Below are 21,168 nucleotides of genomic sequence, written 5' to 3' on the forward strand. Positions count from 1 at the left end.
AACAAGCGCCTCACCGCCGCGCAGGACCTCGCCTGGGCCCTCATCAACTCACCGGCGTTCTTGTTTAATCATTGATTGGCGTGTCACGCGATGCTGGTTGATTCGTATCGACCGGCATGCCTGAAACCGCGAATCATCCCACCGACACCGTTGTCCTCATCCACGGACTCGGGCGAACGCGCCGCAGCATGTGGATGGTGGGACTGTGGCTGAAGTTTTGCGGCTATCGGGTGACGAGCATCGGTTATCCCTCCCATCGCGTGTCGATCGCCGACGCGGTGGAAAAGCATTTGATGCCGGCTCTGGCGGAGCTGGAGATCGAGGACGGTTCGCGCGTGCATTTCGTGACGCATTCGCTCGGCGGCATCGTGTTTCGTGCGTGGGCGGCGAGACGTGATCCGGCATTTCCGTTTGGCCGCGCGGTGTTGCTCGCGCCTCCGAACCAAGGAAGCCAGATCATCGACGAACTGCGCCAGTGGGGCTGGGTGCGCTGGTTGTTGGGACCGGTTTCAGCCGAACTCGGCACGGATGCGAACAGCACGCCGAACAGCCTCGGCCCGCTGCCGCCCAACACCGGCATCATCATGGGCAACAAGGACACGCTGCCCATCTTTCGCCACATTCTCGGTGACGATTCCGATGGTGTGGTGACCATTGCGAGTTCGCGGGCGGAAGGCGAGACCGACTTCACCCTCCTGCCGACGAATCACGCCACCATCATCCTGCAGCCTGCGGTTTTCCGTGCGGTGAACCGTTTTTTGAAAACGGGGAGTTTTGCAGAGGGGTGAATCACCTCACGGCGCCGCGAGTTTCGTCACGACGTGACTCATGTAGGGGAAGAGCTGTTTCTTCCGGCTCACGACGCCCGGCATGTCATAGACGTTCTCTTTCGCGAGCGGGTAGTCGATGGCATCGACCACACGTTGGTCGCCGGCGACGAGCAGCACGCTGTGATGGCGGGTGATGTCGGTGACCATGAGGCAGGCGAAGTGCAGGCTGTGTTTCGCGAGCAGTGATTGAAGCGCGGCCTGAAGATCGGTCTGGCGTTTCCAAAACTCGTCGAGACCGAGTTCCTCGATCTGGCTGATACTGATGTGCCAGCCGTTTTCTTCAAAGACCTTGCGGTCGCTTTCCAGCGCGCGGTCGGGCGTCTGCTCGCGCAGCATGGAGCCTGCGGCGAAGAAGTCCTTCACAAACTGGGCGCTGTCGATGCCGCCGATGCTGGCGAGCCATGCGAGGATGTCCTTGTCGGTGTCCGTCGTCGTCGGGCTGGTGAGATGCAGTGTGTCGGAGATGATGCCGGCGCAGAGGCAGATGGCCGTTCCTTTGTCGGGCGCGGCGTTCTGCATGCGATACATGATGCCGACGATGGTGGACGTGCTGCCCACGGGCTCGTTGAGGAAGCGGATCGGCTCCTTCGTGCGCAGGTTGCCGCTGAGACGATGGTGGTCGATCACTTCGAGAATCTCGGCCTCGTCCGCACCGGCGACGGCCTGGGCGAACTCGTTGTGATCGACGAGCACGAGCTTCATGCGCGGGAGTTCGATGAGGTCGGACTTTGAAAACACGCCGAGCAGCTTGCGTGACTCGTCATCGACCACCGGGAAAAGCGGCTGATGCGAGTGCTGGACGGTGGGGACGATCTCGCGCAACGCGGTGCGTGAGCCAAAGGACAAAAACTCGTGAGTCAGCGCTTCGGCGATCGGACAGGAGAAGCGCAGAAGCTGCGAGGTGCTGGCCGTGTCGTAGGGCGAGTAAATGATGGCGACGCCGCTCTGCTCCGCACGGGAGAGCACGCTTGTGGAGGGCTTGAACTTCCCGGTGATGATGAGGCAGCGCACGCCCATCTCGACAGCGAGTTCATGAATCTCCGGGCGGTCGCCGGTCACGACGATCAGGCGGTTGGCGGGGAACTGCTGCGCCCGCTTTTTGGTGGTTTCCAGACTGGACGCCGCCACGACGAGCACGAGGTCCTGCATCTCCTCGAGAGCGGGCGCTGTGCCACCCAGGATGCCGCCGAGGGCGTTGACGATGTTCAGCAGGCTCGTGCGCACCTCGCGGTTGGCGGCACCGGTTTTGTCGTTCGTATCCGCCGGAAGAAACAACTGCGCCAGTTCTTGAATGGCCGGCATTCCAAGCAGGCGGCCTTCTTCATCCACGACCGGAATGGCGCGGAAGTTGTGGTCCATCATCATGCGATAGACCGAGAGGAAGGTGTCATGCGGCCGGGCGGTGAAAACATCGCGCCGGCAGATGCTGGAGGCGGTGGGCCGCACGTCGAGTAGCAGCTTGGGCGCGGTGACACCGGCGGTCTGCAGCACCCAGTTGGTCCGCACACTGACTTCACCACAGCAGGCGGCCACGGCCTTCATGCCGCGCACGTCGCGCAGAAAGGCGGCGTAACCGATCGCCGAACAGATCGCGTCCGTGTCCGGGTTGCGATGACCGATGACATGGATCGTGCCCGGGTCGGGGGGCACGGCTCCAGCTCCGCGAAAGGAGATGGCCGGCTCACGACCGGGCGTTTTCGGCTCCGGGGTCATCAGCAGGAATCAGGCAAAGCCGAGCGCGGTGATGCGGGCGTGCACGGCGTCCTTGTTTTCAAGGAGCTCGGCGATGGGGTCCCACTTGCCGCTGGTGAGCGCTTCATGCGCGGTGCCTGGCAGCGTGATGGCAATCTCCTGATCTTCGAAGAACACTTTGCCGGCGGCGACGTCGACGGTGACCTCGAGCTGCGGATTTCGCTCGATCTCGTTGGCGAGGACCTTGATGTCCGCGGCGCTGGCGCACACGCAGGGGATGCCGAGCGTGGTGCAGTTGCCGAAAAAGATCTCGGCGAAGCTTTCCGCGATCACGGCGCGAATGCCGAAGCGATACAGGGCCTGCGGGGCGTGCTCACGCGAGCTGCCGCAGCCGAAATTGGAGCCGGAGAGCAGGATGTTGGCGCCTTTGAAGCGTGGATCGTCGAGCGGGTGGCCGGTGGGCTTGCCGTCTTTGTCGAAACGCACGTCATAGAAGGCGTATTCGCCGAGGCCGTCAAAGGTCACGCATTTCATGAAGCGTGCCGGGATGATGCGGTCGGTGTCGATGTCCGAGCCCGGGACGTAAACGCCGGTGCCGGAGACTTGGGTGATTTTTGCGAGAGCCATGGGGGCCGCGATTCTAGCGGGATTCGGCGGAAGGGCAAATGTACATCTCAACGTCCTTGCTGCTGGATCCGGGCCGCCCGTTCCTGCTCAGCCATGAGGGCGGTTTGGCGCAGGAGTTCTCGGTAGTTGTCCAGCCAGTTGGTGGTGCCTTCGGGATTCAGCGCCTTCGCCTGGCCTGCCCAAAGGTAGGCAAACTCGGCCTGCTCGAAGTCCTTCAGGCGGTGATAGTGCATGCCAAGGGCCAGGCGGGGCTCCTCGTAGAGCGGGGCGAGCGTCAGCGCCCGCTGTATGGCGGCCATGGCGTCGTCGTGCTTCCCTGCTGCATCGAGCGCATCGGCCAGGGCCAGCTGGTAGAGATAGTTGTCCGGGTTCAGCGCCGTCGCGCGCGTGAGCTCCCGGACGCAGGCGTCCACCGTGCGGAGGTAGGCGTCCTTGGTCATGTTGGACTTGATGGAATCCATCAAGGCGAGTCCATGCTGGTAGGCCAGAATCGCGTTCCGCGGATCGATCTCAACGGCGCGTTCGAAGTGGACCAGCCCTTTGGCGGTTTCACCTCGCTTGCCCTCCACCCGGGCGAGGGCGGCGTAGCCGTCCGCCGTGCCAAATACTGCGGCGGCGGCGATCATCGCGGCGGATGCGGCCAGCATGGCGATTTTCATGATGAACCTCAGCCCCCAGATGCGGCGAGGTTTGAAGACTTCGCTCTCGATGCCCGGACTCGCGAGCAGTCCGAGGAGGACCGCCCCCAGAACCGCCGTGATCGGGATGTGACCGTGAAACTCAAATACGGCATGCACCAGTGTGGCCAGCAGGGCGGCAATGCTGCCGATCGTGAGCGCCAGTGAATTGCTTCCCAGCATGCCGGTGGCGGGGAATTTCTCCGCTGCAAACCAGCGCAGGAAGCGCAGGCCGTTCAGGAGATGCGTGAGCATCACCAGCACCACCAGCGTCAGCCCGGCCCAGCCGTAGTCCGCCATCGTTTGCAGGTATTCGTTGTGGGCGAAAAGGGCGTTTCCCGTCTGCGCCGACGCCTCAGGGTCCCGGTGGGTGATGCCGCCTTCGTAAAACATGCGCGAACCCACGCCGATCCAGGGTGAATCCGCATGCTGCGCCAGCGTAGCACGCCAGATGTGAACACGCATGTCCTCGCCCAGCGGCGTCGCAAGCTGCCGTGTGAGCATCGATTCCTCGTTCACCTTGTAGAGCGCACCGCCGACAGCACCGCCGACGAGCAGCAGCGCAATGACAAGCCATTTGAACAACGACCGCCGCGTGCACCAGACGATCCACAGCGTCAGCAGGAGGAAGACCAGTGCGCCAACGGCAAAACCAAGCATCGCCGCACGGCTGACCGTTAACGCCATGCCCGCCAGCATCGCCAGAATGCCAAAACCAAGCAACAGACGGGAGGCGATGTGAATGCGGGCAAAGAGCATCACGCCTGTGGAAAGAAACGCCGCGAAGGACAGGAAGGCCGCGAGGTGATTGGGATTGTTGAAGAAGCCGCCGATGCGGCCGGGAGGGAAGGAGCGGGAGAAGCCCGGCACGAGGTGGAAGTCCCAGCGTCCTTTGAAGTTCAGCCAGCCGGCGGTCAGATTCCCCGCCACTAGCACCAGCAGCACACACACGATGCCAAGCCGCCATTTGGGATCGCTTGCCGCCGTCACCGTCATCAGGTAGGCCACGAAGCAGGTCAGCAGTACCGCCGCATCCTCACGTGCATACACTTCCACCGGAGAGACCCAGGCGCGCCAGCCGACGTAGCCCGCCAGTGCCGCTACGGAGAGCAGGCACCAGTCACTGGGCTGAAAACTCACGCGCAACTTCCAGCGCAGCACGGCGATCAGTCCCGCGAGTCCGATCAAGGCGCACCCAGGCCAGAAAAACAGCAGACGTGTCTCCGTGCCGAGCAAGCCGGTCACAAAGAGGCCGAGAAGAAAAAGGATGAGGGCGAATTTCTGCATCAAGCGGAAAGCTCACCGCGTCCGCTGAAAAGCGCAAGCATCGGATGGAGCGCACGCGTCCCGCGTGCTGTTTTCCGCGTCTCGCGGAAAACCGTTCTGTCGTTGGCTTTAACTCGCAGACTGCAGCAGACCCTGCGATCTCTCATCGGACGGACTCCGGCGGGGACGCCGAAGTCGGCACGCGGGACGCGTGCGTTCCATCAAAGCGGCAGCGGGTGATCCTCGCCGATCACCTTCACTTCCATCTCCAACTGCACGCCGCGCTGCTCCTGAGCGATGTCCTTGAGCTGGGCGACGAGATCGAGCACTTCGCGGGCCTTGGCACCGCCCTGATTGACGATGAAGTTGCCGTGCACATCGGAAACGATCGCCTTGCCGACATTGCGGCCTTTCAAACCGAGATCGTCGATCAATTTGCCCGCGCCACAGACTTCGGGGTTCTTGAAGGTGCAACCGGCGCTCGCGCCGACGGGCTGCGTGGTGCGGCGTTTTTGATGGGAGGCAGCGAGCTTGGTGTCGATCTCGGCCTGTGGGGCGGGGGACCCTCGCAACACGGCGGACACGATGTAGCGCTCTTCGAACTCCGGCACGCTGCGGTAGTGATGCGTGATGTCGGCCAGCGGCTTTTCTTTGATTGTGCCATCGGTGTCGATGAAACGGACGCTGACGATCTGGTCGAAGGTTTCGCTGCCCATCGCACCCGCGTTCATTCGAATCGCGCCGCCGAGATTGCCTGGGATGCCTTCCATCCACTCGAACCCGCCCAGTCCTGCATTCCGCGCCGAACTGGCGATCTTCTTGAGGCGCGCACCGGCTCCGGCGGTGATCTCGTTGCCGTTCACCGTCACGTTTTCAAAATCGCCCTTGGGATGAATCACCGCGCCGCGAATGCCGCCGTCTTTGACGAGCAGGTTCGAACCACGTCCGATGACGCGGATGGGGATCGAGGCGGAGCGCAGGTAGCGCACGACTTCTGCGAAGGCGGTTTCGTTGTAGGGCTCGATCCAATACTGCGCGGGACCGCCGATCAGCCAGGTGGTGTGGCGGTTCATCGGTTCATAGAGCCGCGCCACGCCGCCGCCGTTTGCCTCGAGAGTCGAGCAGAGCTTTTCGAGCACTGGAAGATCGCGCGCAATGCAGCGGCCGACTTCGTGCACGTTGCCGGCTCCGAGCGTGATGAGCAGATCGCCGGGGCGCAGCGCATTGCCGACCTTGTCGCGTGCGATGAGCATCGTCGGCGTGCTGCCGGTCTTCGTGCGTGAGTTTTGAGCGCGCACCTCTTCGAGGATCGTTTCGCCGCTGACGCCGGGGAGCGGCTTCTCGCTGGCGGGATAGACGTCGGTGACGAACAGCTCGTCCACGTCGCCAAAACTCGCGCCGAACTCCTTCTTCAAAAGCTGGGTGCGGCTGAACCGATGCGGCTGGAACAGGCAGACGATGCGCTTCGTGCTCAATCCTTTCGCCGTGGCCAGTGTGGCGGCGATCTCGCTCGGATGATGACCGTAATCGTCGACCACGGCAAAACGCTCGCCGGCATGGCGGATTTCGAAGCGGCGCTTCGCACCTCGGAAGCTCTTCAACGCACGCTGGATCGCCTCAAACGCCACGCCGCAGCGTGTGGCCAGCGCGATGGCGGCAAGTGCGTTGCTGACGTTGTGCCTGCCGGGAATGCCGAGCGTGGCCGTGCCGAGCAGATCACCCTTTTGATACACCTCGAAGTCGGTGTGGTCGGGCTTCATCTCGATGATGTTCGCCGAGAAATCGTGATCGCGGCTCCAGCCGTAGCTAACGCCCTGCGATCCCGAGCAGACCTCGCTCGCCACGGGATCTTCGGCGCAGTACACCCACAGGCCCGGGGTCTGGCTGAGCACCTGACGAAACACGGCCTTGATGGCCTCGATGCCGTTGTAGAAGTCGAGATGTTCGGGTTCGATGTTCAGCACGATGGCATGCTGCGGATGGAAATTGACGAGCGTTCCGTCGCTCTCGTCACCCTCGGCCACGAACAGTTCCCCTTCGGCATCCCAGTGCGCATTCGAACCGAGGATCGGGATCTCTGCGCCGACGTAGTGGCTCGGTTTGAGGCCGCCCTGACGCAAGACGTGCGCGGTGAGCGCGGAGGTGGTCGTCTTGCCGTGGGTGCCGCAGACGACCACGCCCTTCTTGTTCGCCATGACGGCGGCGAGCGCCTCCGCGCGGCGCACGAGCGGGATGCCCTGCTTGAACGCCGCCTCATAGGCCACGTTGCCCGGTTTGATCGCGCTGGAGTAGATCACCATGTCGCAGTCCTCGACCTCCTTGTCCGTGTGGCCGTGGAAGAACTGCAGCCCGAGCTTCTGAAGGCGGTCCGTCTCCAGCGTGGTGGCCTTGTCCGAGCCGCTGACCTTGTGCCCGAGCCCGAGCAGCAGCAGCGCCAGCCCGCTCATGCCGGAACCCGCGACGCCGATGAGGTCGATGCGCATGGGATGACGGTTTTCTTTGAGGAGACTGAGGACGGCGTGGGACATGAGGTGTGGGGAAGCTAGGCGGGGTTGGGCAGTGGAGCAAGAATCCGCCGGGCCGCCGCCTCAAATCGCGGCCGATTTTTGTCATCGCTTCGTTTTGGGGGCTCTGCTCAGATCAGGGCGGTTAGACAAACCAAATCCCGAAAATGAAACCCGACATTCAAATCATCCCGAAGCTGTGGACCACGATTCCCGAGGCCATCCGCAACCGCGTGGGCCGCGAGGCCGGCCCGCAGCGTGCGATGCTGGAGGAGGAGCACCTGCTCATCATCCTGCACCAAACGCCGGGACCGGACGACGCCGTGCGGCGGCCCGCTTTGTTTTGGCGACAGCCGGACGGCACCTGGAAGTCCAATCCCGACGTCGGCGGACTTTTGGCGCTGCAAAACCACCTCGCCGCCTTCGCAGCGCGTCTGGACGAGCTCGACAAGGAGGAACACGTGGCTCAATCCGCGACGGAGTACCACAAGGTTCTTGAAGCCATCGCTCCGGTGCTGCGTGCCACACGCGGGCTGCATCGCGCCCTGCAGCAGGCGCGCGAATTTGTGAAGTCCGATCGCGACTTGATCAATCTGCGAGATCAGGCGGCGGGCATCGAGAGAACGGCCGAGCTGCTTCTCCAGGACGCGCAGTTTGGCCTCAACTTCACCGTGGCGAAGCAGGCCGAGGTACAGGCGTTGAATGCGCAGCGCATGGCCAACACCTCGCATCGCCTGAATGTGCTCGCCGCGCTGTTTCTGCCGCTGACAGCGCTCTCCGGCCTGTTCAGCATGTATGTGCGCGGTCCTTTGGAAGACACACAGGCAAGCTTCTGGCTCATCGCCACCATCGGCGTCGTGGTCGGCCTCGTGATGAGCACGATGGTGGTGGCACGCCGCTGAGGCGGAACTACTGCCCGCTCTTTTTCAGCGCCTCGACGTAGGTGATCATGGCGTTCATGTTTTTGACGAATTCACCCGAGTCGATCTCGTCGTTTTTCAGCCAGCGGCCTTCGGCGTCCAGAGATTCGACGGCGCGGCGGGCCTTGGAGGCGGCGCCTTTGGCCTTGCTCATCCATTCCTTCGGCGTCTGGAGCCCGGCGTGCTTTTGCTGATACTCCTCACGGCTCATGGCGAGCTGCTTTTTAAAGAGGTCAATGTTGTCCTGCTGATCGTCGGTGAAGGAGTAATGCGTGGGAATGTTGCTGTCGTCGTAGGTCAGCTCGTAGGTGTCTTTAACGAAGAAGAGCGGCTTGTTGGTCTTCAGTTCGTAAAAGCGTGCGTGTTTGCCGTCGGGCAGTTTCGAACGTTCGAACCACGCGAGCGCGGGCTGGATCGGAGCGAGGTATTTTTCATCGCCGGTGAGCACCCAGAGCTGATGCAGCACCTCCATCGCACCAATGCTTTCGTAGCCGGTGACGGACGGCGGCTCAAACTTGCGCGCCCAGGTGGGATGCATGTCGCGGTCATACTGCTGCGCCCAGACCGGCTGCGGCTCGGGCATCTGGGCGAGGATGAAGAACTCTCCAAGCTTCTTCAGCGCGGCAAGGTAGCGCTCGTCTTTCTCGAGTTCGTAGGCGCGGAACAGCACCTTGGCAGTCTGCTGGAGGTTGTTGTCATTGAGGGTGTAGTAGCTGACGTATTTGAGCTTGGGATAGGTCCGCGACCACTCGGCAGGATAACTGGCTTTCACGACAGGCGCGGTGGGATCGGCCGGGCCGTTGAACTGCTGCGGCCACGCGCCGACGGGGGCTTGCGCGGCGAGCAGCGAGTCGAAAGCAAACTTCGTGCAACGCTTCAACTCCGCGTCGTCAGCACAAGCCGGCTCGTGGGTCATTTCGAGCAGGAAGAGCAGCGCGGACTCGGTCTTGTTGTCGTCCAGCGTGGTGTAGTTGTTGCGCTTGCCGGGTTCCTTGTCGCCCGCGTCGAGATCGCTGCGCAGGTGGTATTTCCCGGCCTTGTCAGGAGCAAAATCGAAATCGCTGCTCCAGCCGCCGGTGGCGAGCTGGCATTTGAGCAGCGACTTCGCCGCATCCTTGGCCGCGCTGAGAAAGACTTCATCACCCGTGGCCTGCCAGGCCCTGAGCATCACCAATCCCATCGTCGTCGTGCCATGCGGCTGGATCGAAGTGATCGTGTGCGACTTGCCGTGCTCCACCTCGCCGATCTTGCCCTCCTTGTCATAAGAGGAGGCGTAGCCGCCCTCGCGTGCCAGATGCGTGTGGGCGTAGGCGACGGCCTTCTTCATCGCGGCCGTAACGGCCACTGGATCGGGCAGGTCGGCGGCCGAGAGGAACGAGGCGGAGAGAATGAGTGCGATGAGAGGACGCATGGCGGGGAGCCAAAACGATGCGCTCACCCCCACTCCTTCAATCTTTCCGGGAACGGGCAGTTGGCGCAGGCGGAGTCGTCTTCGAGGCAGAAGTCCTCATAAATTTGCAGCAGGCCCTGCTGTTGATGCAGCTTCTTTCGGAAGTCGTTGCCACGTGGATCATCGCCAAAGAGACGTTGCACGGCGAGCCTGACCTTCTGGTTGTCGAGCAGGGCGGGCAGTTCGAGATATTCGGCCCACAGGCGTGTGCGCTCGGGCACAAGCAGCGGGTAGGCGACGTTCGCCAGCATCTCCTGTACGCGTGTTTCGCCGATCAGAGCGACGGGCTTTTCGGCGACGTCGGAGAGCAGCGTGTAATGCGTGGCCCAAAATTCATGCGTGAGCACCAGCAGCGATTCGCGCCAGGCGGCCTGGCTCCAGCGCGTGGCGTCGGCGAGCGGTGCGATGATGGGCTTCCAGGAACGCAGCATCGCGGCCAATGCTCCGAGGCGGCGCTGGGGATGATTGCCGGGACGGATGGCATTGAGCTTCCAGCGCGGGAGCTGGCGGTCCTCGAGCCAGCGTCCGCACGATTCGCGCAGCTTCCACCATTCGCTCCAAAGCTGCCGCAGATAGGAACGCGTTGCCGGTTCAGTGTCGTCGCTGCGCACGCCTTCGAGAAATCCGGAGACGCCGAAGAGCCAGGCCTCGCGCTTCGCGGCATCGAGCTGCGTGATTTTTTTCAAGGGCAGCCGCTGCGCAAGGATGGCGAAGGGCTGCTGGTTCTTGCGATAGCCGAGTGTCTGCGCCAGCGCCTGATAGACCGCCTGCTCGCGTCCTTGGGCGGCCACGCTGCGGTGAAGGCGCTTCGACTTGAGTTCAAGCCGGTGCTGCGCGGCGGACTCAATGATGGACTGCACGCGTGCGTCATCCATGTCGCGCAGCGGCGTCGCACAACGGCCGAGATGAGCGGAGGCGGTTCGGCGCTTTGGCTTGATGCCCTCCGGCAGCATGTCGGCGCGCAGCAGCACCTGCGGCACTTCGCGGTGCTCGCTCGTGCGTGTGAAGAAGCGATGCTCCGGCGCGTGCAGGAAGAGATGCAGCACGACGTGGTTGAAGGCTTCATTCGCACCGTGCGTGTGGCGCTCCCAGTCGCGCGCATCGGGATCGAGCTCGATGTCGCCGCGCAGCGTTTGATCGTCGATCACGATCGCGCAGTCGTTGAAGTCGGGACCCGCGCCGGAATTCCAGACACCGAAATCGGCGATGCGCACGGCCTTGCCATCGGTCGTGGTGAACTCGCTGCCAAACGCCCCTGAGAACCACAGGCTCTGCAGTTCCATCTCCGTCGTCGGTTCGTCGAAGCCCGGCAGTCCTTCTTCAACGCCGGAAAACACGGCACTGCGAAAGCGTGCGTAGCGGTCGGCGAGCGGGAGCGACGTCATGATGGTTAGCGTGCGAATTCGAGGATCCCGATCTTCCAGGGAATGCTGCCGTATTTCTTCGCCTTGTAGCCCTCGGCATCGACGCCTTGGAAGACAAAGCGCAGAACATTGGGGTCGACTTCGAGAAACTCGTCGTTGGAACTGCGGATCAACTCGCCGTGGCTGATGCTGGTGGTCCAGTCGACCTTCGGTGAGATTTGTTCTGTCGCGGCAAACGGTTTCTCACGCGTGGTGGCGAGCGGTTTCCACTGGCCCTCGATCTTGTCGGCGAGCCAGGCCTTGTAGTAGCGGTGACCTTGGCCGAGGGCCTCAATGATGGTGAGGTATCGGTCACGGCCTTTGATCTTGTAGGTGCAGGAGGCTTCGAAGAGCGCTTCCTTGGTGTCTTGGAGCAGCAGTTCGGGCTTCGACCAGCCGAGCGGGAAGTTCTGCTTCGTGGTTTCGCGTCGCCAGAAGTGGCCGTCGTCGCTGGTGTAGAGCAGATGCGCCTTGTCGGCGTCGCAGATGACCCAGAAGTCGATCCATTTGGTCTTAGTGCCACCTTCGGGCAGCGTTTCGATCATCGGCTGGGGTTTCGTCCACGAATTTGGATCAGCGATGTCGGTGGTGGTGGAGAAGTAGGGGGCGAACTTGAGCGCCTTCTTTTCATCAGCGAGCTGGTAAACGAGATACCACTTCTGATGCGGTGTGAAGTAGAAGACCTGCGGGGCGCAGTGGTATTGATCGTGGAAGTCGAGCGTGTGGCGCGTGGCCTTGTCGGCGTCCTTCCAGTCGGTGAAGCTGAGGTATTGCATGTTCACCTTGCCCGAGGCCATGCGATGCGTGGCGAAGAGATGCCATTTTCCCTCGTGAAACACCATCGTCGGGTCTTTGAGAGCGACGTCGGGATCAGCGGCGGTTTCGATGGGGCCGATGAGCGGTGGCGAGCATTGCCAACGAAACTCGCCCGTCGCGAGCCATGCAGGATCAGCGCCGTGTAGCGTGGTTGCGGCGAACACGACCAGGGCGAATGTTTTCATGACATGAGTTCCTTGAGAGTGACGTGCGCGAGAGATTCGACGCGCTTCCAGGCGCCCGTGAAATCGAGATGGCGTGTCATCGGACCTGGTGCGACGACGCAACGGATGCCGGCGGCGACTGCGGCGCGGAGACCGTTCAATGAATCTTCAAAGATCACCGCCTCCTCCGGCTTCACGCCGAGTTTTTCGGCCGCGTGAAGAAACAGGCTTGGGTCGGGCTTCACCTTGCCTGTGTCATCGACGGTGGAGATGTGATGGAAGTGATCGTGCAGGCCGAGCTGGTCCATCCACGAGTCAATCCACACACGCGGGCTGCTGGAGGCGATGGCGATGCGCATTCCGAGCGCGTCCGCCTCCTGCAGCAGGTCCGCCACGCCGGGCAGGAGTTTCAGATGCTTGCGCAGTTCGTTCTCGCGCGTCTTGCGTCCGACCTCGACCGCGTCCCAGTCGAAGGTCCGGCCCGTGCGCTCTTCGAGGTCGCGGCGCGGATTGTAGCTGGTGTTGAAATCGGTGCCGACGACCTGCGCGTAGAGCTCCACCGGCAGTTCATGGCCGTGTTCGGCAAAGATTTCCCTCCAGGTGTGATAACCGGTGCTTTCAGTGTCAACGATGAGGCCGTCGAAGTCGAAGATGACGGCGCGGATAGGGTCGGGCATGCGCATGAATGGCCGAAAGAATCGAAAGAAGCAAAAGATTCGAAAACTGTGAAAACTAAAGATTCACATTCGACTTCTCGGCCTTGGAAGTGTGTGAAATGGTTCGCCCATGTTCAGCCTGCGAAAACCAACACCCGAACGACTCCGTGACCTGCTGGAGTTGTGGAAGGATGCGCCACTGAGCTACACGCCGCCGCCGGGCGATGGATTCATTGACGACGAGCATGCGGTGAGGCTGGGAAGCGGTGAAGAAGTGTATCGGTCCGCCTGCGAGGCGCTGGATGCGTGGATCATGTTCCCTGAATGGGCCGAGGTCAGCCGCTCGGAAGCAAAAGGACAGCAGGCAGGCCAGATCGTGGCGATGGTCACGCGCATCTGCGGCCTGTGGTGGGTGAATCCGTGCCGCGTCCTGCGTCGCACGGACTCCGATCACACGCACGGCTTCGTCTATGGCACGCTGCCCGAACACGCCGAATGCGGCGAGGAGCAGTTTGTGATCGAGAAACGACCGGACGGCAGCGTGTGGTATGTCATCCGCGCGTTTTCACATCCGCGCCATTGGATGGCCTGGCTCGCCTTTCCGCTGGCACGCTGGTGGCAGTGCCGGTTTGTGCGGGATTCGCAACAGCGCATGGGAGAAGCCATCACATCATGAACGATTTCATGGATGCCCTCAAAGCCTGGGTCAAACCGCTGATCTGGTCCACAGCAGTGCTGATGCTTGTTCTTGAGGATGCGGTGTTTGTGAAGGCGCTGCTGTTGTTCTCTCCGTTGATGCTGATGCCGTTGTGGTGCGGCACGAAACGTCCGCGACAGAAATTCGAGTATGTTGCGGCGATGATGATGGCCGGATCGTTTTCGTTTCTGTCCACACCTGGAATTCAGGCAGCATGGCTTGCCGTGCCTTGGCTCGTTGCACGTTTGTTTGTGGTGAAGGATGTGTCGATGGCATGGAACAAGAGGGGCATGCCTTCGGCTGTGACCGCTTGCGAACAAGCAGCGGCGATTTTTCCCGCCGTCGGCGCCGCGTGGTTGGTGGCCTATCAGGCAAAATGGACGCCATGGGGATTCGACCCGTTGATCGTGCTGCTCACCGCGGCGCATTTTCACCATGCGGGATTTACGCTGCCGCTGATGGCGGGGCTAAATGCGAAAGCGAAACCAAGCTTGCTGACAAAAGGGTCGTGCATTGCGATTCTGGCAGGTGTGCCGCTGGTGGCGATAGGAATCACCTGTACTCATTTCGGCGTGCTGCCGTTCGTGGAACCGTTTGGAGTCACGGTTCTCGTCTTGGGAGCGCTCGGTGTCGCCGTATCGCAATTGCGGCGAGGTTTGGAAGCGCCCCAACCAACCATGACGCGATTCGGTTTCCTTGTCTCTGGCGCGTCCCTACTATTCGCGATGCTTTTGGCTCTCGGCTTTGGTCTGCGATACGTGATTCCAAACTTCGCGCTCACCATGCCGCAGATGTGGATGATCCACGGGACGCTGAATGCGTTTGGCTTTGGGCTGTGCGGGATTTTGGCCTGGCGGGCCTCGCTCAAGCCTGACGTCCGCCCTTAAGCAGATCGAAGAGCGTGACCATGCCGAGGAGGAGGTTTTGATCATCGACGACGACGGCCTTGCTGACGCCGGTGCGCATGAGGGTTTGCACAAGCGTTGGCACGGGCGTGCTGGCGCTGACGCAGAAGGGTTTGGCGAGCTGGAGGGCGCTGAGCGGGTCCACGCAGGTGAGGCCGTGGTTCTTGAGCCACTCGTAGCAGATGCTGCGGCGCAGGAGGCCGACGACGCAGCCGTTGGATGTGACGGGATAGGTGCTGTGCGGGTGCGTTTGGAATTCGGTGACGGCGTCCTGCACGGTGGCGTTGACATCGAGCGAGGCGATGTCGCGCGTCATGACGTCAGCGGCGGTGGCGCTGCGCGTGGCTTCGGGAATGGCGGCGACGGTTTGCTGGATCTCTTCCGGCAGATGATACTGCTGCGCCGAGGCGCGGAAGAGCGTGTCGAGGCTGCCGATGCTCTTCACGAGCGTCTTGAAGGTCTCGCCGTCGATGGCGACGAGTTCGCTGGCTTCCTTGGCTGTGGCATCAAAGCGCCAGATCGAGTTGCTCAGCAGGGCGCGTTCGCCGAAATGCTCGCCGGGTCCCGCGGACTTCACGAGTTCGCCCTGCGCGTCGGTGATGTCCACGCGGCCTTTTTTGACGGCGTAGAGCGACTGCGCAGGCTCGCCGCAATGGAAGAGCGAGTCGCCGGGTTCGAGGTGCATCTCGCCGAGCGGCGAGGAGAAATTCGGCGTGAGCAAATTGATGTCGCGCGGGAAGAACATCTCAAAAGTCCACTCGGCCATGACGCGCAGCTTGCGGTCGAAGCCGGGGAGTTTCATGAGGTAGATCGAACGCCACATGAACCACGCGATGATGCCGGAGAAGCGCAGGCCAAAGACCTGCGCGACGGCCTTGCGATGACCGATGGTGGCGAGCTCGCCGAGGCCGGTGAACTTGAAGGGTTTCAATTCTTTGCCCGCGAATGTGGCGGCGATGTTCTTTGCCACGAGGGCACCCTGGCGCATGGCGAACTGCGCGGTCTCCGGGCAGTTGCCGCCGTCGGCTTTCGGGAAGACGGAGCAATCCCCAGCGGACCAGACATTGTCGAGACCCTTCACGCGTCCGGTGGCTTCGACGACCACCTTGCCGCGCTCGACGGGCAGTTTGCCCGTGGCGCCGAGGGCAGTGACCTGCGGATGCGGTGCATTGCCGACGGTGCAGACGACGAGCGTGGCGGAAAGGCAGACGCCGTCGCCAAGCTGCACAGTGCGCGCGGTGACGGCGCGCACACGGCTTTTGAAAACGATCTTCACGCCCATCTGCTTCAGGCATTCGCCGGTGTAGGTGCCGAGGCTGTCGCTGAGCATGCCGAGCAGGCGCTCGCCGCTGTGCACGAGCGTGACGCTGGGTTCGTCGGGTTCGATGTTCTCGTAGAATCGTCGCGCACCAACGATCAAATCCTGGATCTGCCCCGCAGTTTCCACACCGGAGTAGCCACCACCGACGACGACGAAGGAGAGCAGTTCTTTGCGCAGCTTCGGGTCCGTGAGGAGATTCGCCTCCTCGAGGCGGCCGATGATCGCGGCGCGCAGTTTCATGGCATCGCCGACCGTGCGCATGAGGTAGGCGTGCTCGCCCATGCCGGGAACGCGGCTGAGGTCCACGCCCGCGCCGGGCGCGAGCATGAGATGCTCGAAACCGATGGTGATCTGCGGGGTGAAGTTGCCGCCGTGGATGGTGAGCACGCGATTATCGAGATCGATGTGCGTGACTTCGCCCTTCAGCACTTCCGCGCCCTGGCAGATCATGCGGATGGGATTCACCACATGCTGCGGAGAGAGCGACCCGCCCGCCACTTCCGGCAGCATGGGCTGGAAGACCATGTGATTCTCGCTGGCGATGATGCCCACGGTCATGCCGGCGGTCCCGATCGTTTGTTTGAGCAGTTCGCGTGCGCAATACACGCCGGCGAAACCTCCTCCGATGATGGCGACTTTGAAGATGCGGTCGGGCGGCTTGAGCATAGTCCGCCTCAAGAGCGCAGGCAGCGAGCCAGATTGGCCGAAAAGTTCTCTCAGCGCCGTTGCACACGTCGCATGACCACCAGCGCATCGCCCGGCATGAGCATGGCGGTCGGGCCGGGGTTCAAATCGGTGCCGCCCTCCTTGCGCATGATCGCCACGGCCATGAGACGACCCGCCGCGTCCGCCTCGACCTCGGAGATGCGTTTGTGCAGCCATGGCGAATCCGGTCCGATCTCGATCTCCTCCATGTCGAGGCCGAGCTCGGTGAGGTGATGCTCGAAATCGACGCTCGACTTCGTCTTGCCGCCGAGAATGTCGCGCGCATTCGGATGCAGGATGAGATGGGCGATGCGGTCGGCGCCGATGTGGGCAGGCAGCACCACGCGATTGGCTCCTGCCTGCAGGAGTTTGCGCTCGGTGGAGGGCACTTCGCCGCGGGCGATGATTTGGATTTCCGGATTCATGTTCCGTGCGCTGAGCGTGATGAAGACGTTCGCCGCGTCGTTCGGCAGCACTGTGGCGAGCACCCGTGCGCGGCTGATTCCGGCGGCTTTGAGAACGGATTCATCCGTGGCCTCGCCTTGCAGGGTGAGCCATCCGGCGTCGCGCACTTCAGCCACGCGATCCGGCGCCTGATCGACGATGACGAAGGGAATGCCGCCCGCCTGCAGCTGGCTGGCGATCATGCGACCAATGCGGCCGAAGCCGCAGATGATGGCGTGGTTTTTGAGTCTCTCGATTTCGTGTTCCATGCGTTTGCCTCCCAAGGCGCGTTGAATTTGAGCTTCCGTCAGCCATTGCACGAGCGTGCCGGTGACAAAGATGATGCCGGTGCAGCCGAAGAGAATCAGCGCCATCGTCCAGGCACGCAGCCACGGGTCGGTGACCGGAACGACCTCGCCAAACCCGACGCTGAACGCCGTGATGACGACCATGTAGAACGCGTCGCTCCACGACCAGCCCGCGAGCCGGTAACCCACCGTGAACACGACCATCACCACGCCGACGAAGGCAAAGGCGTAGAGAACATTGGTCTGGGGTCGGCTCTTGGAGATCGGCATGCGGTCGGGCGGGGAACCAAGAAGAGCGGATGCCGTGCCAGATTGGCCACTTTGGCCGGGTGCAAAGTGATAGCATCCTGCGTGGCCCGTCGTTTCAGATGGCCCATGAAGCTTCTGCTCCCCCTCCTTTTCACCCTTTCGCTCGTCAGTTCCGCGTTTTCGGCGGACAAGAAGTCCATCGTCATGATCGCCGGCAAGCCCTCGCATGGTCCGGGACAGCACGAGCACAACGCGGGCATTCAATTGCTGAAGAAGTGCCTGGAGCAGGGCGCGGCGGATCAGGTGGACATCAAGTATCATCTGAACGGCGAATGGCCGTCGCAGGAGGAGCTTTCAGCGGCAGACACCGTGGTCATCTACTCGGACGGCGGCGGCGGACATCCGGCGCTGCAGGGCGATCGCCTCGCGCAACTCGACAAGGAGATGAAGCGCGGCTGCGGCTTCCTGACGCTGCACTACGCGGTGGAGCCGACGATCGAGAAGGGCAACAAGGAGTTCATCGACTGGATGGGCGGCTGCTTTGAAATCAACTGGAGCGTGAATCCGCACTGGGACGCGAACTTTAAGGAGTTGCCTGCACATCCGATCAGCGAAGGTGTGAAGCCCTTCGGCACAAATGACGAATGGTACTTCTACATGCGCTTCCGCAAGAACATGGAAGGCGTGACGCCGATCCTTAGCGACGTGGCTCCTGCATCGACCATGAGCCGCCCCGATGGTCATCACAGCGGCAATCCGGCTGTGCGCGAGTCGGTGGCGAAAGGAGAAAAGCAGCACGTCGCCTGGGCCTGTGAGCGTGCGGACGGCGGACGCGGCTTTGGTTTCACGGGTGGTCACTTCCATCAAGGCTGGGCCAACAACGACCAGCGCAAGCTCGTGCTGAACGCGATCCTGTGGACCGCGAAGGCCAAGATCCCCGCCGACGGTGTTGCATCATCGGTGACTGACGAAGACATGAAGGCGAACCTCGACCTCAAGCCCGGCCAGGGTCTGCCTGAGAAGCCGAAAAAGGGGAAGTGAATTCGGATGGCCGAAAAAGAGAAAAGAAGGAAAAGATCAGACTTCTTTTTTGACCTCTTTCGTATTTTTCGGCCAACAACTCTGCCAGCCATGAACCGCCGTCGTTTCATCCAACAAACCGCGGCAGGTTTTTGTGCCGCGAGTCTGGCGCCCGCGCAATCGGCGGAAGGCTTGATCGCCTCCATCGACAAGGTCACGCTCAAACACGGGCGCGATGGCAGCGGGCCGTCGTGGTTTCATCCGCGGCCCTGCGTGGTGCCGGGCACGGATGGTCCCAAGATCCTGATGACGATGCAGGAGATTCGCGGCTCGGATTACTTCCTGCCGGTGCACTGGATGGAATCCGCCGACCTCGGCAAAACATGGACGGAACCGCAACCTGTGCCCTCGCTCGGACGCGATCCGACGACGGACGGGCGCGGCGACGAAGGCGTGTGCGACGTGGTGCCGCAGTATCACGCGAAAACGGACTGCGTGCTCGCCATGGGACACAATGTGTTTTATCGCGGCCCGAAGTTCGACCGCAAACAGCCGCCGCGCTGTCCGGTGTACACGGTTTACAAAAACGGTCAGTGGTCGGCGCGCAAACGCCTGTTGTGGGACGATCCACGTGGCGCCTTCATCTACACAAACAACTGTGGTCAGCGCGAAGTGCTCGAGGACGGGAGCATCGCATTCGTCATGTCCTTCGGCCCCACCGAAGCTGGACGCTCCGCCGCGGGCGTGCGCTGCTCGTTTGATGGCGAGACGCTGACCATTCAGAAAGTCGGACGCGAGATCAAGCACGCCGCCGGTCGCGGACTGCTGGAGCCGTCGATGGTGCGTTATCGCGGGAAGTTTTATGCCACGATCCGCGCCGAAGACAGCCGCGGCTACGTGGCCGCAAGCGATGACGGCCTCGACTTTGATGAGAAGCAGCCCTGGTGCTGGGATGACGGCACGCCGCTGGACATGAGCACCACGCAGCAGCACTGGCTGCCGCACAGCGAAGCCCTGCACCTCGTTTACACGCGCAAGGATGCAAGCAACGCGAACGTGATCCGCTGGCGCTCGCCTTTGTTCATCGCGCAGGTGAATCTGAAAACGCTGCGCCTCATCCGTGCCACGGAACGCATCGTGCTGCCGATGAGTGCCGACGGTGTGACGAAGCCGGACGACGTGGCGCTGATGGGCAATTTCCAAACCACCAACATCACGCCCGACGAATCATGGGTCAGCGTCGGCGAGATGCTGCCGAAGCACGGCTACCGCGGCGACCTTCAACTGGGCAAAATCCGCTGGAGCCGGCCGAACTCACTGGTGTAATGAAAGCCGTCCTATCTGGATGTCAGGCAGCGTAACCGCCTGCGATGTAGGCCTCCAGTTGCTCGATGGTCATCTTTTGCGTCGCGATGATCCAGCGCACAAGATCACCGATCGAGACGATGCCGAGAAGTTCGTCGCCATCCATGACCGGCAGATGCCGGATGTGATGCTCGGTAACGATTTCCATGCATTTGGAAACATTGTGATCAGGCCCCACGGTCACCACCTTGCAGGTCATGATGTCTTTCACGGGCGTCTCCTTCGACGATTTCCCTTTGAGCACCACCTTGCTCATGTAGTCACGCTCGGAGATCATGCCCACGAGTTTCGTGCCGTCCATGACAGGCAGCGCACCGACATTTTTGTCAGCCATCATCTTGATGGCTTCGAACACGGTGACATCTGGTCCAATGGTCCAAACCTCACGCCCCTTGTGTTCCAGCAGTGTCTTGGCAGCAGTAGGTATTTCCATGATGTTTAGATGGTTGTTGCCGTCATTGTCTGGAATAGCAGTCGCTTAATCAAGCTTCAAGTTCCCATCCCATGGATCGTGGAAAGCATGACTTCGGCCAACCTTGATGCTTGAGATCACCTCCTCGCGTCGTTTCATGCGGCGCCATGAACACCCAACCCAAGCCACTCTCGCGCCGTCAATTCGTCGGTGCCGCCGGTCTCGTCGCCGGCAGCATGATCACCCGCCCGCTCTTCGGAGCCGGGGCGCCCAGCAACAAGCTCAACGTCGCCCTCATCGGCGTGTGGGGCCGCGGCCTCGCCCACTACGACTCCATCGCGGAGGAAAATGTCGTCGCGTTGTGCGATGTGAACGAGGCGCGTTTCCCGGATGCACTGAAGCGTTTCCCCGGAGCCACGACCTACATCGACTGGCGCAAGTGCCTCGATCACAAAGATTTGGACGCCGTCGTCGTTTGCACGCCGGACCACACGCACGCCTTCATCGCCAACTGGGCGCTCAAGCGTGATCTGCATTGCTACTGCGAAAAGCCGCTCGCCATCACGGTCAATGAAGCGCGCACCGTGCGTTCGACTTGGGAGACGAAGAAGAGCAAGCTCGCCACGCAGGTCGGCATGCAGCGTCATGCGAATCCGAACTTCAACCGCGTGCGCGAACTCATCCGCGACGGCGCCATCGGTGAACTCAAGGCCGCCTACGCCTGGGGCAACCGCCAG

18 protein-coding genes are annotated in these 21,168 nt (G+C 62.0%); 7 read left to right on the plus strand and 11 right to left on the minus strand.

The genetic code is table 11. From position 1 onward, the window contains the following. The first annotated feature begins 116 nt into the window (after positions 1-116). Positions 117-788, plus strand: coding sequence for an alpha/beta hydrolase (locus tag KDL09_RS01525; RefSeq protein ID WP_294380619.1), 672 nt, complete (start codon positions 117-119; stop codon positions 786-788). 6 nt (positions 789-794) lie between these two features. Here KDL09_RS01525 and KDL09_RS01530 read toward each other — a convergent pair whose 3' ends face one another. The 4 genes from KDL09_RS01530 to murC form a co-directional block, all read right to left on the minus strand. After that, positions 795-2,480 carry a putative manganese-dependent inorganic diphosphatase gene (locus KDL09_RS01530; RefSeq protein ID WP_294380620.1) on the minus strand — a complete coding sequence of 562 codons (1,686 nt, stop codon included), beginning with the start codon at positions 2,478-2,480 and terminating at the stop codon, positions 795-797. Positions 2,481-2,552: 72 nt separating this feature from the next. Beyond that, complete coding sequence (leuD, locus tag KDL09_RS01535) at positions 2,553-3,149, minus strand: 3-isopropylmalate dehydratase small subunit (RefSeq protein WP_294380622.1); 597 nt, start codon at positions 3,147-3,149, stop codon at positions 2,553-2,555. 47 nt (positions 3,150-3,196) lie between these two features. Then, on the minus strand, positions 3,197-5,113 hold the full coding sequence (locus KDL09_RS01540; RefSeq protein WP_294380625.1) for an O-antigen ligase family protein: 1,917 nt from the start codon (positions 5,111-5,113) through the stop codon (positions 3,197-3,199). 200 nt (positions 5,114-5,313) lie between these two features. After that, positions 5,314-7,620, minus strand: a complete 2,307-nt coding sequence (gene murC, locus KDL09_RS01545; RefSeq protein ID WP_294380628.1) for a UDP-N-acetylmuramate--L-alanine ligase — start codon at positions 7,618-7,620, stop codon at positions 5,314-5,316. A 143-nt stretch (positions 7,621-7,763) separates the two neighbouring features. Between murC and KDL09_RS01550 the strand changes: the two genes are divergently transcribed. Continuing rightward, a complete protein-coding gene (locus tag KDL09_RS01550; RefSeq protein WP_294380629.1) occupies positions 7,764-8,498 on the plus strand; it encodes a CorA family divalent cation transporter in 735 nt (244 codons plus the stop codon). 7 nt (positions 8,499-8,505) lie between these two features. On the opposite strand, the gene KDL09_RS01555 is transcribed toward KDL09_RS01550, so the two are convergent. Genes KDL09_RS01555 through KDL09_RS01570 form a run of 4 tightly spaced genes read right to left on the minus strand, consistent with a single transcriptional unit; the run spans position 8,506 to position 13,026 of the window. Then, a complete protein-coding gene (locus KDL09_RS01555; protein WP_294380631.1) occupies positions 8,506-9,927 on the minus strand; it encodes a pectate lyase in 1,422 nt (473 codons plus the stop codon). A 23-nt stretch (positions 9,928-9,950) separates the two neighbouring features. Then, positions 9,951-11,351 (minus strand): DUF2851 family protein, encoded by a 1,401-nt coding sequence (locus KDL09_RS01560; RefSeq protein WP_294380633.1) that lies wholly within the window; start codon positions 11,349-11,351, stop codon positions 9,951-9,953. A 5-nt stretch (positions 11,352-11,356) separates the two neighbouring features. Then, positions 11,357-12,370, minus strand: coding sequence for a non-reducing end alpha-L-arabinofuranosidase family hydrolase (locus tag KDL09_RS01565; RefSeq protein WP_294380637.1), 1,014 nt, complete (start codon positions 12,368-12,370; stop codon positions 11,357-11,359). After that, positions 12,367-13,026: an HAD family hydrolase gene (locus tag KDL09_RS01570; RefSeq protein ID WP_294380640.1), complete on the minus strand. Its 660-nt coding sequence runs from the start codon at positions 13,024-13,026 to the stop codon at positions 12,367-12,369. The genes KDL09_RS01565 and KDL09_RS01570 overlap by 4 nt, the downstream gene beginning before the upstream one ends. Positions 13,027-13,135: 109 nt before the next feature. Between KDL09_RS01570 and KDL09_RS01575 the strand changes: the two genes are divergently transcribed. Both KDL09_RS01575 and KDL09_RS01580 read left to right on the plus strand, forming a co-directional pair. After that, positions 13,136-13,681 carry a DUF1990 domain-containing protein gene (locus tag KDL09_RS01575; RefSeq protein WP_294380642.1) on the plus strand — a complete coding sequence of 182 codons (546 nt, stop codon included), beginning with the start codon at positions 13,136-13,138 and terminating at the stop codon, positions 13,679-13,681. Then, the gene (locus KDL09_RS01580; RefSeq protein ID WP_294380644.1) at positions 13,678-14,589 is read left to right on the plus strand and encodes a YndJ family transporter; all 912 of its coding nucleotides are present in this window, start codon (positions 13,678-13,680) and stop codon (positions 14,587-14,589) included. Before KDL09_RS01575 ends, KDL09_RS01580 begins: the two co-directional genes overlap by 4 nt. On the opposite strand, the gene KDL09_RS01585 is transcribed toward KDL09_RS01580, so the two are convergent. After that, entirely contained in the window at positions 14,567-16,594 is a 2,028-nt protein-coding gene (locus tag KDL09_RS01585) for an FAD-dependent oxidoreductase (protein ID WP_294380646.1), read from the minus strand. The two genes, KDL09_RS01580 and KDL09_RS01585, sit on opposite strands and share 23 nt — an antisense overlap. 50 nt (positions 16,595-16,644) lie before the next feature. Then, on the minus strand, positions 16,645-17,655 hold the full coding sequence (locus tag KDL09_RS01590) for a potassium channel protein (protein ID WP_294380648.1): 1,011 nt from the start codon (positions 17,653-17,655) through the stop codon (positions 16,645-16,647). Between the two features lie 105 nt (positions 17,656-17,760). On the opposite strand from KDL09_RS01590, the gene KDL09_RS01595 reads away from it, so the two are divergent. Next, entirely contained in the window at positions 17,761-18,675 is a 915-nt protein-coding gene (locus KDL09_RS01595) for a ThuA domain-containing protein (RefSeq protein ID WP_294380650.1), read from the plus strand. 90 nt (positions 18,676-18,765) lie between these two features. After that, complete coding sequence (locus KDL09_RS01600; protein WP_294380653.1) at positions 18,766-19,980, plus strand: sialidase family protein; 1,215 nt, start codon at positions 18,766-18,768, stop codon at positions 19,978-19,980. A gap of 22 nt (positions 19,981-20,002) precedes the next feature. Here KDL09_RS01600 and KDL09_RS01605 read toward each other — a convergent pair whose 3' ends face one another. Then, the gene (locus KDL09_RS01605) at positions 20,003-20,452 is read right to left on the minus strand and encodes a CBS domain-containing protein (protein ID WP_294380655.1); all 450 of its coding nucleotides are present in this window, start codon (positions 20,450-20,452) and stop codon (positions 20,003-20,005) included. 146 nt (positions 20,453-20,598) lie between these two features. Between KDL09_RS01605 and KDL09_RS01610 the strand changes: the two genes are divergently transcribed. Continuing rightward, positions 20,599-21,168, plus strand: a 570-nt coding sequence (locus tag KDL09_RS01610) for a Gfo/Idh/MocA family oxidoreductase (RefSeq protein ID WP_294380657.1), incomplete at its 3' end; no start/stop codon positions are given.

It is taken from the genome of Prosthecobacter sp. (genome assembly GCF_020439865.1).
In the GTDB taxonomy this organism is placed as follows: domain Bacteria; phylum Verrucomicrobiota; class Verrucomicrobiia; order Verrucomicrobiales; family Verrucomicrobiaceae; genus Prosthecobacter.